Origin of the sequence: Paenibacillus sp. MAEPY2 (assembly GCF_000499205.1) — a bacterium.
GTDB lineage: Bacteria > Bacillota > Bacilli > Paenibacillales > Paenibacillaceae > Paenibacillus > Paenibacillus vandeheii.
Window position 1 is genome coordinate 170,880 of sequence record NZ_AWUK01000038.1, and the last position, 16,082, is coordinate 186,961.

Annotated in this window: 12 protein-coding genes; 9 read left to right on the forward strand and 3 right to left on the reverse strand. The window is 45.3% G+C overall.

Features of this window, described 5'->3' with window-relative positions:
• The 3 genes from P364_RS0127970 to P364_RS0127980 all read left to right on the forward strand — a co-directional run bounded on the left by P364_RS0127970 (nt 1) and on the right by P364_RS0127980 (nt 2,853).
• Nucleotides 1-1,332 (forward strand): sensor histidine kinase, encoded by a 1,332-nt coding sequence (locus tag P364_RS0127970; RefSeq protein WP_024633334.1) that lies wholly within the window; start codon nt 1-3, stop codon nt 1,330-1,332.
• 151 nt (nt 1,333-1,483) lie between these two features.
• Complete coding sequence (locus P364_RS0127975; protein WP_442952270.1) at nt 1,484-1,837, forward strand: ArsR/SmtB family transcription factor; 354 nt, start codon at nt 1,484-1,486, stop codon at nt 1,835-1,837.
• Nucleotides 1,838-1,854: 17 nt separating this feature from the next.
• Nucleotides 1,855-2,853, forward strand: a complete 999-nt coding sequence (locus P364_RS0127980) for an NADP-dependent oxidoreductase (RefSeq protein ID WP_024633336.1) — start codon at nt 1,855-1,857, stop codon at nt 2,851-2,853.
• Nucleotides 2,854-3,118: 265 nt separating this feature from the next.
• On the opposite strand, the gene P364_RS0127985 is transcribed toward P364_RS0127980, so the two are convergent.
• Complete coding sequence (locus P364_RS0127985; RefSeq protein ID WP_024633337.1) at nt 3,119-3,994, reverse strand: AraC family transcriptional regulator; 876 nt, start codon at nt 3,992-3,994, stop codon at nt 3,119-3,121.
• A gap of 204 nt (nt 3,995-4,198) precedes the next feature.
• Between P364_RS0127985 and P364_RS0127990 the strand changes: the two genes are divergently transcribed.
• Nucleotides 4,199-5,725: a glycoside hydrolase family 43 protein gene (locus P364_RS0127990; RefSeq protein WP_024633338.1), complete on the forward strand. Its 1,527-nt coding sequence runs from the start codon at nt 4,199-4,201 to the stop codon at nt 5,723-5,725.
• 73 nt (nt 5,726-5,798) lie between these two features.
• On the opposite strand, the gene P364_RS0127995 is transcribed toward P364_RS0127990, so the two are convergent.
• Nucleotides 5,799-6,572 carry a helix-turn-helix transcriptional regulator gene (locus P364_RS0127995; protein WP_024633339.1) on the reverse strand — a complete coding sequence of 258 codons (774 nt, stop codon included), beginning with the start codon at nt 6,570-6,572 and terminating at the stop codon, nt 5,799-5,801.
• 181 nt (nt 6,573-6,753) lie between these two features.
• Between P364_RS0127995 and P364_RS0128000 the strand changes: the two genes are divergently transcribed.
• The 4 genes from P364_RS0128000 (at nt 6,754) to P364_RS0128015 (ending at nt 13,525) form a co-directional block, all read left to right on the forward strand.
• Nucleotides 6,754-8,316: a glycoside hydrolase family 43 protein gene (locus tag P364_RS0128000; protein WP_236642112.1), complete on the forward strand. Its 1,563-nt coding sequence runs from the start codon at nt 6,754-6,756 to the stop codon at nt 8,314-8,316.
• Nucleotides 8,317-8,416: 100 nt separating this feature from the next.
• Nucleotides 8,417-10,096: an extracellular solute-binding protein gene (locus P364_RS0128005; RefSeq protein WP_024633341.1), complete on the forward strand. Its 1,680-nt coding sequence runs from the start codon at nt 8,417-8,419 to the stop codon at nt 10,094-10,096.
• 58 nt (nt 10,097-10,154) lie between these two features.
• Nucleotides 10,155-11,912, forward strand: coding sequence for a sensor histidine kinase (locus P364_RS0128010; protein ID WP_024633342.1), 1,758 nt, complete (start codon nt 10,155-10,157; stop codon nt 11,910-11,912).
• Nucleotides 11,897-13,525, forward strand: coding sequence for a helix-turn-helix domain-containing protein (locus P364_RS0128015; protein ID WP_024633343.1), 1,629 nt, complete (start codon nt 11,897-11,899; stop codon nt 13,523-13,525). Before P364_RS0128010 ends, P364_RS0128015 begins: the two co-directional genes overlap by 16 nt.
• Nucleotides 13,526-13,613: 88 nt before the next feature.
• Here P364_RS0128015 and P364_RS0128020 read toward each other — a convergent pair whose 3' ends face one another.
• Nucleotides 13,614-14,381 carry a response regulator gene (locus P364_RS0128020; RefSeq protein ID WP_024633344.1) on the reverse strand — a complete coding sequence of 256 codons (768 nt, stop codon included), beginning with the start codon at nt 14,379-14,381 and terminating at the stop codon, nt 13,614-13,616.
• Nucleotides 14,382-14,685: 304 nt separating this feature from the next.
• On the opposite strand from P364_RS0128020, the gene P364_RS0128025 reads away from it, so the two are divergent.
• Nucleotides 14,686-16,041, forward strand: a complete 1,356-nt coding sequence (locus P364_RS0128025) for an ABC transporter substrate-binding protein (RefSeq protein ID WP_024633345.1) — start codon at nt 14,686-14,688, stop codon at nt 16,039-16,041.
• Nucleotides 16,042-16,082 lie beyond the last annotated feature (41 nt).

Sequence of the window (16,082 nt, forward strand, 5' to 3'; positions counted from 1 at the left end):
ATGAGAAATCTTCGCATTCGTACATTCACATTGCTTTGTTTATTCGTCTTGCTGACGTTGCCGTGGCTCTTTTTTGTCACGGCTCACTTTATGTACACACAAACATTTCATATCTCTAAAAGCCAACAGCAAAATGAAACATTGCAAAGACATCTCAGTAAGGTGATTCACACGATAGAAGTTGGTACAGATCATTGGACCGAACCAAGCTGGCAACATCAGTTGTACACCGAGTTGAGTAGAGCAAAGATGGACGTGGTCATTGAATCTGCGACCCATTCGGAAATTTATCGTTCCAGTTCAAAGCGCCACGGTTCATTAGCGTCGACTGAACAGTTCTCTGTCATTGAAGACGGACAACTCCTGGGGAGGATTGTGCTATATCTGCCTAAATCCAATGGAGTTCCGCTGATTGCGGCCTTTTTCGGACTGCTGCTTGCTTTCTTTGTGGTTGGAGTTGAAATGAGGAGGTTCCTTCTTAAGCCCCTGGAGAAAATGAGCAGTGCAGCTAGGCAAATGGCGTCAGGGCAGTGGGAAGTGCATTTGCCTGATTCCAGAATCACGGAAATCGCCGAAGTTCGCGATGGATTCGAGGTTATGGTGAAAGGGCTTGAGGAATCCTACAGGAAACAAGTCGAGCTGGAGGAAGAACGGAGATTTGTCATCGCTGCCGTCGCGCATGATTTACGTACACCGTTATTTGCCTTGCGGGGATATTTGGATGGATTGGAGCAAGGAGTAGCGCAGTCACCAGAGAAAATAACCCGATATATAGCCGTATGCAAAGAGAAATCCGCCCAATTGGATCGATTGGTGGAGGACCTTTTCACTTTTACAAAAATGGAGTACTTGGAAAGTGAACTTAACACCAAAACTTTGGATTTATCGCAAATCCTCCGAAAGTCAATTGAGAGTTTGAGTCCTCAGGCTGAGCAAAAACATATTTCTATCTTAGCCCATTTAGCAGAAGGTTGTTTCATTAACGGAGATTCTCATGTATTAGAGCGCGCAATGAACAATGTGTTGGAAAATGCCGTTAGATACACGCCCTCAGGTGGCAAAATAACCGTTCAATGCTGCAACGACGGAAAGAAAATTAAGTTTACGATACACGATTCCGGATCTGGTTTCTCTTCGGAAGAACTGGAACGTGTTTTTGAACCCCTCTATCGTGGCGAAGCCTCACGGAGTCGTGCAACTGGGGGAAGTGGATTAGGATTAACAATCTCACAACGTATGATGAAGCAGCATGGGGGAGAACTTGCTGTAAGCAATCACCCTGGGGGTGGGGCGGTGCTAACAGGATGGATACCTCTAGCAGACTCGAATTAAAAAGAAAGATTCAATCGGTCCTCTGACCCCGAATGTAAATGTTAAATTATTCCTTGTGATCTCCATTTTCTTTCTCATCGTTGTCAAGCACGATAACTCATGACATACTCACAATAAAATGCTTCACCTGTTTGAATGTATAACAAAACAAATGAGGTGTATTTTGAAGTTGAATAAGTTAGATAGAGTGGAAGCGATCAAAAAAGATTTCAAATTGTACCAAAAAGTTTTTTTAGCCCTTGGTGATGAAAACCGACAATCGATTATCACTGTACTTATGGAGACAACGTGTATAAAAGGAATGCGTGTAGGCGAGATTGCAGAAAAAACTCATTTATCACGCCCCGCAGTGTCCCATCATCTTAGAATTTTAAGAGAAGCTGAGATCATTTTGATGAGGCAGGAAGGATCCAAAAATTATTATTTTATAGATCTTAGAACAAAATTAGGGGATATGAAAAATATGTTTGGCCGTATCGATGAGTTATTACAACTACATTATTAAGAAACGGAGTCATCATAATGAAAGCAATGGTTATTGAAAAGTATGGACAAACATCCCTTCAGTTGACTGACAAACCAATGCCTACAGTAGGTGATTATGATGTGTTAGCGGAAATCCATGCGTCAAGTATTAATCCGATCGATATCAAAGTCAGAGATGGTAAAGCTCGAATGTTGCTGAAATATGATATGCCGCTTATTTTAGGAAATGACTTTTCAGGAGTGGTTGTCCAAGTTGGAAAGAAGGTTAACCAATTTAAGCAGGGAGATGAGATTTACGGCCGCCCAAGAAAGAGCCGAATCGGAACCTTTGCTGAGTTTATATCCATACATGAGGACGATATAGCCCTAAAGCCTAAAAATCTCTCCTTTGAAGAAGCAGCGTCAATACCATTAGTTGGACTTACCTCATATCAGGCATTGCATGATGTATTACAACTTTCGGCTGGACAGAAGGTATTGATCCAAGCTGGTTCGGGCGGCGTGGGGACCTTTGCGATCCAACTCGCCAAAGCCATGGGGATATACGTTGCAACAACGACAAGTGAAGCGGGAATTGCCTTGGTCCAGTCGCTTGGAGCCGATCAGATCATCAATTACAGAAAAGAGGAATTTGATCAGGTGCTGCACGATTATGATGGTGTATACGATACTATTGGGGGAGAGACTTTAGAAAAAGCCTTTAAGATCGTCAAGCCGGGGGGACAAATTGTCTCGGTTACAGGCTGGCCCAATGCTCGCTTTGGAAAAGCGTACGGAGCTGGTTTTATCAAAACCACTATTTTTCGATTGATCTCTCGTAAGCTTACAAAATTAGAGGAAAAGCATAATGTGAAATATAATTTCTTGTTCATGAAGCCTAGCGGCAAACAATTAGAGATTATTTCTGAACTGATTGAATCAGGGAAAATCAAACCTGTTATTGATAAAATCTTTTCGTTTGCAGACACCCAAAAGGCGATAGAATACGCTGAAAAGGGAAGAGCCAAAGGGAAAGTAATCGTAAAAATGAAGTGAAACAATACATTGCATTAAGACGGATACGAAATACAAAGAAATCGCCCAGGAATTCAAAGATTATATGAAACAAATCCAATAGTATACAAAGAAACCACGGTGCCGAACTCGGTATCGTGGTTTCTTTGTTTTGTGATTCAATCGTAACAGATTCCTTAACCCAGGCATTGGAAAATGAGGCAGGTTCCAATGCGGAGTTAACTCGGAAATCTCGATTAACTATAATTTTGTATTTTGCGATAATGACCATTACTGGGTCGGTTTTTCACTGGGGAATCTTATGGTAACTGTAGTCTGTATTGTTTCGCTCCTGTTTCACAAACTTGCCGGGAGACATGCCAACAATTCGGGTAAAACTGCGAATGAAATTCGCATAATCCCTGAAACCGGACTGAAAGCAAGCTTCCGTTATGCTCAAACCGTCAGACAAGCAGTATTTGGCCAGTTCAATACGACGCCCCAAAATGTATGAGCGTAGGGTCAGTCCCGTATGTTTTTTGAATTGGCGACTAATATGTGTGCTGTTGATATAAAACATCTCTGCAAGTTTGCTAAGCGTGATCTCCTGGGCTAGATGTTCTTCGATATAGTCCATTGTTTTACATACCAGTTCGGGCATGATATCGGTTGGAATGGATGTTGTTTCATGATACGAATCGTTTATTGCAACCATGAGCTGTGCAACGACTGCATTGATTTTAACATCCGTTCCATACGCATCTGAAGCCAGCAAATTCTCCAATTCGGCAGCCAATCGAAGAATCTGTTTCAACTGCTCCTGTTCCAGATGAACGATATTACCTTTGCCCTTAGGACGATAATCAAAACAAGCGGATAGACTGGTTGACGGAGTAGACATTCTCCGGAGATACGTTTTTTGGAGATTGATCGTAATTCGTTCGTATTCGGAATCATCCATAATATAAGAGCGGTGCATTTCCTCTGGAGAAATGACAAGCAAATCACCGGGTTCCAAATGGTAGCAGTGATTTTCGATATAAAAATTGACGTTACCACGAAGGAAAAGGTACACCTCATAGGCATCATGTCGATGATAAGAACTTTCCAATGGATAGGTTGTCACCCGGTGCAGATATAAGAGTTCAGGTAGGATGGGATCATACAAATAGGAACCATTCACAAGGCACCTCATCCTTTCACGCAATAAATAGACCGTTACACGCAATGAAAAATTGGTTGGTTTACCTTAAAATGTAATCATCCTATCATGGTTGGCTTATTCTTGCAAACGTTTTCTTTTTTTTAGTATACCATATTCAGAATTGGGGACAGCTTAGCGTGATCATGGAATATCCAAAATATTTGAAATGGAGGGAACCTGCCCATGAAATTCAATTCTTCTTCAAATGCCAGTGAACAAACGGAATTGCGACCACAAGTTGCCTCAACGTCAAGTATCCAATCAGCGATTGGAAAAGCACCTCAAAACGGAAATCCGCTGATTGCCCACAAATTTGGAGCCGATCCCTACGCTCTGGTATTCCGTAATCGTGTCTATATGTATATGACAAGTGATACGCTGGAGTATGATATGGGGGGTCTTATCCAGAAAAACAGCTACAAATCAATCAACCGCATAACTATCATCTCTTCAGACGATTTGCTCAACTGGACGGATCATGGTGAGGTTCTGGTTGCCGGACCACAAGGTGCAGCTCCATGGGCCACCCAATCCTGGGCGCCTGCAGCTGCACATCAGATAATTGAGGGAAAGGATCGGTTTTTCCTATATTTCGCTAACAATGCCAGCGGCATTGGGGTATTAACTGCCCCCACTCCGGTCGGACCCTGGACAGATCCAATCGGAGAAGCCCTTATCACGAGGGAGACTCCAGGGGTTGAAGAGGTGACATGGTTGTTTGATCCGGCAGTACTGGTAGATGAAGATCACAGGGCTTATATCTATTTCGGGGGTGGAATTCCGGAAGGAAAAGCAGAGAGGCCCGACACGGCAAGAGTGATGCGATTGGGAGAGGATATGACCAGTGTAATAGGCCGTGCCAAGGTTATTCCTGCACCATACATGTTCGAGGATGCAGGCATACATAAATTTAACAATACCTACTACTTTACGTACTGCTCAAACTTTTATGAGGGTGACCGACCAGAGGGCAGTCCTCCGCCAGGAGAGATTGCTTATATGACAAGCAGCCAGCCGATGGGACCATGGACGTACAGAGGATGCATCCTCAAAAATCCGGGGCACTTCTTTGGTGTTGGCGGTAACAATCATCATGCCATATTTCAATTTGCGGATTACTGGTACATTGCCTATCATGCACAGACGTTATCCCAAGCGATGGATACTCCCGAAGGCTATCGTTCCACACATCTAAATCGAATTAACTTCGACACAGCCGATGGGCACATTCATGAGGTATGCGCAGATGTTCAGGGGGTTGATCAGGTGAAATTCTTCGACCCTTATGAGGGACTAACTGAGGCGACCATGGGATGGAGTGCAGGAGTGAAGACCGAGAAATTAAACTTGCATGACTCTGTATCTTCCACTGAATCGGAAGTTGTAATTACAGCAAATTTGGGAAGTGGCAGCTGGATCGCTTTATCGAAGGTTGATTTTGGTCATGAAGGGGCAGCAAGCTTCTCAGCAACGATATCCAATAGCGGGGGTGATGGGGTGATCGAACTTCGTCTGGATCAAACCGATGGACAATTCATCGGACAGCTTCTCGTCGAGGCATCCGATGTAAACCATCCGTGGCTGTATTATTCAACCTCCGTTTCAGATGCCCAGGGCGTTCATGATTTATATTTTGTAGTTCATGGAATTGGGAGCGGAAAGCCGGACATCAGCATCAGACAATGGAAATTTGAAACAGGTAAAGCTTAGCCTGTCCCTACTGCGCCGGAGAAGAGCCCCTGCGCAGTAATTTTGTTGTCAAATGGTGACATTTACAAGTGTATTATGATGGGGAAATAACGGATTTACGATAAGCACGCGGTGTACAACCGACCATTTGCCTGAATTGCCTGGAGAAATGCTCCACATTCCGATAACCACAAAGCTCACTGATGTCTGAGATTCTGGATTGACCATGGATAAGTCTTTCTTTGGCAAGACGAATTCTGGATTGGATTACATCTTCCATACATGAGATGCCAAATGTAGTTTTGTATAACGATTGCAGATAGCCTGGACTAAGATGAACACAATCAGCCATGACAGTAACGCTCCATTCTTGGCCCGGATTATGGTTAATACTCTTGCGCAGATCCAGAAGACCCTGATAATGCGGCGTGTTAACGGCGGTATGAGAGGCTTCGAGAAGCTTGTTAAACATAATTCGAAACAAATAATCAATAGAGAGCTCACGGTAATCACACGAAAGAAAATTTTCGGTAGCGAGCAATTGAAATAATTGATGACAATAGCCGGGGTCCGGAAGAGGAATGGGTGTGCCCAGCGGAAGAGCTGTCTCCAGTACATATGATTCATCCGAGAGAAATCGTACCCAATCATTTATGTATTGATCCGAGCACGCACGATACATGATTTTCTGATGAGGAGGATAAAGGACGGCACAATTGGCAGGATACGCTTTTATCTCGCCATTCACCCAAAATTCCGCCGGCGTCTGTGTGAGAATGAGGAGCCAGAAATCATGCCCATCCGGTATGTCATAAATGAAGTCTCCCGGGTGAGCGGCATCGTAACCGACATAGAAAATCGTATTCATATCATTCTCCAATCTTAGAATAGATCAATTTTGCGGTAGCATATATCATTCTTTGTGATGCACTTCTATTTTATAATTTTAAGGGAAAACCGTTGGGAAATCATTAATTAACAAACGAATTGCTAAGGATCGAAATCGTTGGTTAAGTCTTTGAAATGATCAATAAAAGGGGAGAAAGAACATGATGTATGCTAACCCGATTATTTGGGCTGATTATCCGGATCTGGATGTGATTCGTGTTGATGGCACCTATTATATGGTCAGTACAACAATGCACATGATGCCGGGCTGTGTCATTCTGCGATCCTATGACTTGGTCCATTGGGAAACTTCTGCTTATGTGTACGACAGACTGGATGATACACCCGCCCAGTGTCTGGAGGAAGGCAAACAGATTTACGGCAAAGGCATGTGGGCTGCCTCGCTTCGACATCACAAGGACACGTTCTACGTCATTTTTGTAGCCAATGATACCTATAAGACTTACCTGTACACTGCCAAATCCATATCCGGTCCCTGGAAGAAGCATAATGTGGAAGGCTTTTATCATGATTGCTCTTTGTTTTTCGATGACGATAGTCGAATCTACCTGGTACATGGCAATGCCGAGATTTATTTAACAGAGCTAAGCTCTGATCTGTCCGGGCCCGAACCCGGCGGAGTACAGCGCATGATCGTAAAAGACAGACAGCCTTATTTCCTCGGCTATGAAGGTGCCCATTTCTACAAAATCAACGGGAAATATTATGTGTTTTTAATCCATATCTCCAAAGCTTTGGGGAGAAGAACGCAGGCGTGCTATATGGCCGATTCGCTGGAGAGTGAGTTTATTGGCGGTGAAGTATTTAATGATGATATGGGTTATTTTAATGCTGGGGTAGCCCAGGGAGGTATCGTGGATACACCGGATGGTGACTGGTATGCCATGCTTTTCCAGGATCATGGTGCTATCGGACGCATTCCTGTTCTCGTTCCGCTGCATTTCGAAAATGATATTCCGGTGTTTGCCAAGCAAGCCCCGAATCAAATTCTGATCCCGAGCACAAGACCGGATTATACATATAAACCCCTGGTTGGGAGCGACTCATTTTATTATGAACCGGACGAAGACGGAAGGGTACGCCTGAACGATTTTTGGCAATGGAACCATACCCCTAATGATGACCTCTGGTCTGTTACCGACAAACCGGGAGTTTATCGCATGCAATCCGGGGATATTCGTCCAAACCTGACGTTTGCCGTTAATACACTGACGCAGCGTGCAATGGGTCCTGCCTGTGAAGTGATCGTTACACTGGATGGAAGCAGACTGAAGGACGGCGATTACGCAGGCTTGTGTTTTCTGATTGGCACCTATGGTATGATCGCGCTCACGAAAAATGAAGGACAGTTTTACCTGGTCATGCTGGCAAGAACGAGTGAAGATTCATCCATTTTTGGTAATCTGGTTGATGCAGAGCCAGCTACCGAATATGCGAGAATACCGATAGAAGAATCAGAGGTTACGCTTAAGGCCACCGGGAATTTCGTGGACAATCAGGACGAATGTTCATTCTTTTATCTGGAGGGAGCGAGGTGGAAGCCGCTTGGGATCACCCACAAAATGTTTTATAAATTGGATCACTTTATGGGCTGCCGGATCGGATTGTTCTTATATTCGACGAAAATGATCGGGGGGATAGCTGATTTTTCGAATTTTGAATATCAGGTGATGCTCACGGATGAACAGGATGGAATGGATTAAACGGATTGAACGGAATGGATTCGTAGCGTAGTGTATCGAAAGGAGTCGCCCAATCGGCGGCTTCTTTCATAATATTTTCAATCGAATGGAGGTGAATCTTATGCGCATCACTGTGTTAACCAAAACAAAATTAATCGTGATTCTACTGCTCAGCGCATGTATACCAACAGGGCATACTCGCGGATATTCGGAACAAGATATGGTGGAGATGAAGGTGCAGGCAGCAGACAACCATCCGAACTTTGGGGAATACAGCTCTCCGGTGCAAGTCTCTTTTGTCAGAGAAGCAGGTGACGATCTGGATCAAATGATCAGCGAGCTTCCCGGGGAGACGTTGTTGGACAATCGCTGGACCCGGCTGTACGAACGGAAGCTTGGGATTCAGCTGCACTATGATTGGATCGCCAAAGGAGATGTATTCGGGCAGAAGCTGGGTGTCTCCCTTGCTGCCGGTCGTATTCCTGACATCGTAAGAGTAAATCCGTACCAGCTAAGACAGCTGAGCAACGCAGGACTGATTCAGGATCTGTCCGATGTATACCAAACCTATGCCTCTCCGTTAACGAAGAGCATATTGGAGGCAGAAGGAAATGGTCCGTTTGACGTGGCAACCATTGATGGCAAACTGATGGCGATACCTGAAACGGCATCCTCCATCGAAACAGCCCAGTACTTGTGGATCAGAACGGATTGGCTTGAACGCCTGCAACTTCATCCGCCGGTAACAATGGAAGACGTGCTTGAAATTTCGGAAGCGTTTACAGAGAGAGATCCTGACGGTAACGGTCAACGAGATACGTACGGACTTGCCCTAACGAATCATTTGTGGGACCCGGTCATGGGAGCTGCCGGCCTGATGGCCGGGTATGACGCATATCCGAATATTTGGATTAAGGATGCGGATGGCAAGCTGGTATACGGCGGCATACAGCCCGAAGTTCGAAAAGCGCTGCAAGTCTTGCAAACGATGTATCTGGAGGGCCAGATTGACCCCGATTTCAGCTATAAAAAAGGAACAAATGAAGCACGCCTGATCCAGAACGGAAAAATCGGCCTGCTTTATGGCGAACAATGGACTCCTTTTATGATCCAGTCAAGTCGGGAGAACGATCCAAAAGCCGAATGGCAGGCTTTTCCCATCACAGCATCATCCGGCAGATTGGCCAAGGTACCCCTTCGCACCAATACCTGGCAGTACTTCGCCGTTAGAAAAGACTATCCTCATCCTGAGGTCATTATGAAGCTCATGAATCTGCATTTGGAGACGAACTGGGGCGAGCAGGCTCAGTACGAAACATACTACAATGACGATTCCAAGGCAGTGTGGATGCTCTCGCCAGTCACTCCTTTTCCGGGAACCAAAAATCTGGATGCCTATCGCCAAATTCAGGAAGCAAGCCGTTCCGGAGATCTGTCTGTACTTCAGGAGGAAGCATCGGCAATTCAGAAGAGAATTGAAGCTTACATCAAGGAGGGCGTGGAAAGCGGTTGGGGTTGGAATCAGACCTATGGACCGTCTGGAGCGTTCAGCATAGCGGATGGCTATGAAAGAAATGGACAGCTTCTGTACGATCAATTCACGGGTGGCATTACCGATACGATGGTCGACCGGCAGATGATACTGAATGATCTTCAGCTTGAAGCCTACCTGAATATTATTCTTGGCAGACCCATTGAAGAGTTCGATCAGTTTGTGGAGGATTGGCGAAAATTAGGCGGAGATCAGATCACAACGGAGGTTAATGCGTGGTTTATTTCAAAAACGGCACTGGAGCAATGAATCGTTTCTCTATGGCGCATGTAACCCCGAAAGCACCTCACATGCTGGAGGGGATGAATTGATTAAATTACCGGCCCAATCCTGGCGCAGCAGCATCTTCGCCCGGCTGATCGTGACTTATCTGATTTTTGTTCTTCCATTAATTTTGCTGGGAATATATTTGTACAACTGGAGTTATGACAATGCCAGACAGGAGATATCGTCGTCAACAGAAAGGCGGCTTGTCGGTTATCTCGATGAGTTGAATCGGGAAATGGAATGGATGGAGCTGCAGCAGTTTGACATTGTGGAAGACAGGAAGCTCAACAGGCTTGCCATTCTATGGGAGATGATGGATCAGGTGGATCGCCGAGATACACTCCATTATCTGTCCGAACGGCTTGCCACGTTCAAGAATAGCAGTGTTTACATCAAAAATGTTCATGTGCATATTCGCACGATTGGTAAAAGCATTTCCGCCACTCATGGGATTGATGATTACAACAGCGATTCCTATAACTATTTCAGTTCAGGTGTGCAGGGAAAAGGAACTCGTTTTGTGGTGAAAAAGGATGAAATGAACCTGAGTGCCGTAAGGTTGAGCGGTAAAAAAGGAGAGGCTCCGCTATTTGTAGTGCAGGTCGAGCTAGATACGGAACAATTTCAAAATGCACTGACCCAGCTTAACCTGTATCCTGACAGCGGTTCGTTTCTGATGGAGGAGCAAACGGGCCATATCATCACAGACCTTTCGCAGCGTGATTTTATTCTTCAGGCTTATCGTGATCACATCATTAAAGGCGACCATGATGCATTTCAGGTAAGGGTGGATGGCACACGCTATTATGTCAGTCAGAGCCGGTTGGAATCACTGGGTTTGTCTGTAGCGACGTATTTGCCGGAAAAGAGTGTGAAAAGACCACTAAGCAAGTTCTACCACTGGGCATGGCTGTTTGCAATGACATCGTTTGTGGCAATAACGGCCTTTCTCTATTCAGGCTATAGGCTCATCCACATTCCCCTGCTTCTGCTTGTGAAGAGATTTAAGAAAATGGAGACCGGGGTACTGGACATCCCCATTGTGCATAAGCGAAAGGATGAGTTTGGCTTCCTGTATAGTCGATTTAATCAGATGCTTGAAAGGCTTCAGCTGCTAATTGATCGGGATTTCAAAAAAACAATGATGATGCAGCGTGCCGAATTGAAGCAGCTCCAGTCCCAGATTAATCCCCATTTTTTATATAACAGCTTTTTTATTCTCAATTCACTTGCAAGAACAGGGGATACGGAGCGCATTGAACAATTCACCCACATGCTGGGCGAATATTTCAGATTTATTACCCGAAACGAAACTGATCAGGTCAGGATGGAAGAGGAGGCAGCTCATTCACGTATTTATACCGAAATTCAGAAGCTGCGGTTTTCCAGACGCATACAGGCAGACTTCGGTGATATGCCCGCGGCGATGGAGCGCATTTGTGTTCCCCGATTGATCATACAGCCCATTATCGAGAATGCATATGAGCACAGTCTGGAAAAAATGACCGATCAGGGTATGCTTCGAGTGCGGTTTGACATCAAGGATAATGTCGCGGAGATTAGTGTGGAAGACAATGGCCATGAATTGGAGGATCATCATATTGAAGCACTTCAACACGGTTTGATTGAAAAAAGTGACTCGCATGAAATGACGGGTATGATGAATATTCATCGACGCCTGGTACTGACATATGGGGGAAAAAGCGGCCTGTTTTTGACGAGAAGTGAACTGTCGGGGTTAAAGGTCACAATCCGAATTCATTTGGAAGGAAGGGAAGACCGATGTATCGACTTTTGATTGTGGATGATGAGGAGATTATTACGGACGCTCTTTATGAAACCTTTGCAAGATATATGCCTGATCGTCTTGACGTATGCAGAGCTTACTCAGCGAGTGAGGCATTAACCTGGATGGAACGCTCAAGAATTGATATCGTGTTAACTGACATTCGCATGCCTGGCATGAACGGTCTTGAGCTAACAGAGCAGGTTCAGGCTTATTGGTCGCATTGTCGTGTTATTTTCCTAACGGGTTACAGCGACTTTAACTATGCTTACCAGGCTTTTCAGATGCAGAATGTCCGTTATTTGCTCAAAACGGAAGGGTACGACAAGATTTTGGCTGTGGTGGGAGAAGTAGTGGAAGAGATTCGACAGAGTCAGCACATGCACAAGCTGCTGGAGAAAACATACGAGGTTACCTGTCAGCTGGCAGTGTTACAGCAGGAGGAGTATCTGCGAAATCTATTGCAGAACGGGACTGCATATGCAGGTTCTGAGATCGACATCCAGAATCAGTTGGATCAATGGGGTATTGGACTGCGTGCTTCTTCTCCCGTTTATGTTGTGCTTGGCCGAATGACTTACAGGGAGAAGCTCTCACATGCGGAACGAGCTCAGCTTCATACATCTGCCCGAATGATCGGTTCTGCTGTGATGGAGGAGCAGACTATTCATATTAGCGTGCTGGACCATTATGGGGATATGGTGTGGCTTATTCAGCCCAAGCAAACGGAATTGGAACCAGGCAGTTCCCTTGTTCGGTATCTGGAGGGTACATTGGAATGGGTACAGGAGGCATGTATGACTTCTCTTGGCATATCCGTGGTCTTTGCATTGGCCGGCAATAGCTGTCACTGGTCCGAAATTCCCCGGCAATACGAGAGGTTGAGGCAACTACACTGGATGAAAATTGGCGATGGCATATCCATGGTGCTTCGGGATTACGATGAGGTTCTTCCGAATCAGGGACAGAGGGAGTTCACACGTATCAGCAACCGAATCGAAGTGATGTCAGGGTATTTGGAGACAGGGAAAATCCAGCAATTTTACGAAGTGTTTGAGGCGTTGGCCAATGAACTGATTCATGAGGATGTGACCATGGAGAGGGCCATGGAAACCTACTATAATCTGGCGCTGCATCTGTATTCGACCATCAATCGTTGGGGTCTGCATCAGGATATACCCGATCAGCGCAGGCTTTTACATCTCCACGAGTATACTTGTATGAAGGATGCGGTGCAGTTTCTGTATCAGGCAGCCGACCAATTGGTGCGCTTCAAGAGCTCGAATGAACAGGAGCGGGCAAATGCCGTAATTCATTCCCTGTGTACTTACGTCACGGAGCATCTGGAAGAAGATCTTTCGCTTGTAAGACTGGCCGAGCTTTATCATTTCAATCCATCGTATCTGTCCCGTTTCTTCAAGCAGGAAATGGGAATCAACCTCTCCGAATTCATTGACGAGCTGAGAATCAGGCGGGCAAAAGAGCTGCTTCGAAATGCCGATCTGATGGTTCGGGAGGTTGCGCTGCAGGTCGGCTATGAGTCAGCTCATTCCTTCACTCGTTTTTTCAAAAAGGCGACAGGTATGACACCTCAGGAATTCAGAGAATCTCTATTGGTTCGTTAAAGAGAAAATGAAGAGAAGCAAGGCTGCAGGAGCGAATGCCCCATGGCCTTGCTTTTTTTGCCTTAACGGGTACGGAAGTGCTTCTAAACTAAGCAGTGAATGCTTTTTGTTTTCGATAGGCATTGGGACTTACGCCTGCGTATGCCCTGAATTTTTTATAAAACCAGTCTGTATCCATATATCCTACCTCCGCTGAAATTTCATAGATCCGCAAATCGGTGGTCGTCAGCAGTAGTTTGGCTTTTTCCATTCGCTGCTGAAGCAGGTAATCATTGAAGGAGATGTTCTCTTCCAATTTAAATTTCTGTCCAAGGTATGCGTAGTTAAAATGAACCATATCGGAAATTTTCTTCAACGTGATGTCACTACTGAGATGATCGAGGACATAAGCTTTGATCATCTGGATGACCTGGGCGGAATGCACCTGTTTACCCTCAAGCTGAATGATCGACCTTAAGGAGTACAGATTCCGCTTTGGTTGTTCAGGTTCCAGCTTGGTCTGGAGCCTGTCAAGACTATGGAGGAGCGCAGATGCGTTGAGTCTTCCAGGCAGATAATCACTTACTTGATAGGCTAAAGCTTTGCGGACAAGCTGGAACTGATCATTGCCTCCCATAATAAGAATGGGAATCTGGCTTATCTTTCGAATATGGTGACATACCCATAAACCTGCAGACGAATATCCTCCGGTACTTACGAGCACCACAGCAAATTGCTGCTCGGACAATGCCGATAACGCGGTACGGGTGCAAATAACTCGTTCTCCTATGGCATAATCGGAGTTGCTGCGACGCAGCAGCTGGTGCAATTCTCCGCACATGTAACGACTGAAATCCACAAGCAGAATGTTATGCATGAGCAATCCCTCGCTTTCAATTGTTATAAACCGAATCCCACCGCACATCGATAGCTGAATGACAGATGTCTACATTCCATTAATTCCATTATGAGAAACAAAGAAAGCGTATACAATGTGCATTTGTTTGCTGAGGGAGCATTTATTTACCAATTACCTAGGAAAATGCTTCAATTTGGATTCGAATGGCCCAAACCTATAGTTTGACCGGGTAAATACCTTTATTTCCACAGGTTGTTTGCGCTTTCATTCGAAGGCTACACTTTGATGGCAAACCGAAAAACCACATTCAGGGGGGACAACAATGAGAAAAAACATGTTCATGCTGATGAGTCTGGTCCTTGCAGTCATGCTGTTGCTGAGTGCTTGCAGCTCTGGCTCCAGCGCTCAGACAGAGCCGGAAACGAAGGCACCGCAGGAGGAGCAGGCTGCGAATGAAACAGAACCAAAGAATGAGAACTCTACACCAGAAATGGATTTTGACATGGGGGGAAGAACGATCAAGGTCGTTGCCTGGTGGGATATGGAAATGACCGATAGCAATCCGGACAACATTCAGCGAATCGAGAACCTGGAGGCACTGAAGAAAAAGCATAACTTTGACATCGAATATATTTCAATTGATTTTGGTGAGTACCAGGAAAAGGTCGTAGCCTCCCTGATGGCAGGAGAACCCCTTGGTGATATTGTACGGCTGGGCAAAAGCTACGCTATTCCCGCACTCACCAAGCAAGACTTGTTATGGCCAGTGGATGAGTATACCAAAAACGATAAAGTGTTTAACCAGAAAACAACGAACCAATACATGCAGTATGAAGGTCGGGGATATGGCTTCACAGAGGACCAATCTTCATTCATAAGCGGTATTTTCTATAATCGCACACTCATGCAGGAACTGGGTATGAAGCCGTTACAGGAATACGTGGACGAAGATCAATGGAGCTGGGATACGTTCATTGAAGTTGCCAAAAAGGCGAACAAGGATCGCAATAACGATGGCAAGCTCGATACCTGGGGTTTGGCACAAACAGGGCTGCTTGAACCTGTGCTGTACTCCAATGAGGCCTCGCTGACCAAGGGTGACAAGCAAAACCTGGATGATCCAAAAACAAAAGAAGCGCTGAAATTCGTGTCCAGAATGGCTACGGAAAAAGTGGGAAGAGCTTCGGAAGGCGGCGACTGGACGGAACCGGCTACCTTCTTTCGGCAAGGCAATACGCTGATGTATTCCGGCGCCATGTACGAGATTGAAGGAATTAAGACAGATATGCAGGATTATGATATCGGCTTCCTTCCGTTCCCGAAAGGACCAAGTGCGACCACCTACCACTCCGGTGAATCGCAATATCAGGCACTTACCATTCCGAAAGCGGTTGAAAATCCGGAACAACTGATGTACATCTGGGAAAAAATCAACGAGATTGACTCCATCTACGATTACCCTAGTCAGTCTACCCTGGAGACTCACCTGACGGACGAAGCCGATATTGAAAATGCAAAAACGGTTGCCGAGGGCATGCTGGTGCTGGACCATAATACGTTCCCATCTCTGCCGTTCTGGGATTTTAACGGTGAGCTGGTCGATGGTGTTTCCGTTTCCACCGTTATTGAAAAATATAAAGCACCCTTCCAGGCAGCCATCAGTGAGGTATACAAATGAGTCATTTGCTAAATCCAATTGATGCAAAATGCTGAAATAAA

Bases quoted from the DNA above. Each gene is read 5' to 3' on its own strand.
- P364_RS0127970 (WP_024633334.1), top strand. From the start codon at position 1: ATGAGAAATCTTCGCATTCGTACATTCACATTGCTTTGTTTATTCGTC.
- P364_RS0127975 (WP_442952270.1), top strand. From the start codon at position 1,484: ATGAGGTGTATTTTGAAGTTGAATAAGTTAGATAGAGTGGAAGCGATC.
- P364_RS0127980 (WP_024633336.1), top strand. From the start codon at position 1,855: ATGAAAGCAATGGTTATTGAAAAGTATGGACAAACATCCCTTCAGTTG.
- P364_RS0127990 (WP_024633338.1), top strand. From the start codon at position 4,199: ATGAAATTCAATTCTTCTTCAAATGCCAGTGAACAAACGGAATTGCGA.
- P364_RS0127995 (WP_024633339.1), bottom strand. From the start codon at position 6,572: ATGAATACGATTTTCTATGTCGGTTACGATGCCGCTCACCCGGGAGAC.
- P364_RS0128000 (WP_236642112.1), top strand. From the start codon at position 6,754: ATGATGTATGCTAACCCGATTATTTGGGCTGATTATCCGGATCTGGAT.
- P364_RS0128005 (WP_024633341.1), top strand. From the start codon at position 8,417: ATGCGCATCACTGTGTTAACCAAAACAAAATTAATCGTGATTCTACTG.
- P364_RS0128015 (WP_024633343.1), top strand. From the start codon at position 11,897: ATGTATCGACTTTTGATTGTGGATGATGAGGAGATTATTACGGACGCT.
- P364_RS0128020 (WP_024633344.1), bottom strand. From the start codon at position 14,381: ATGCATAACATTCTGCTTGTGGATTTCAGTCGTTACATGTGCGGAGAA.
- P364_RS0128025 (WP_024633345.1), top strand. From the start codon at position 14,686: ATGAGAAAAAACATGTTCATGCTGATGAGTCTGGTCCTTGCAGTCATG.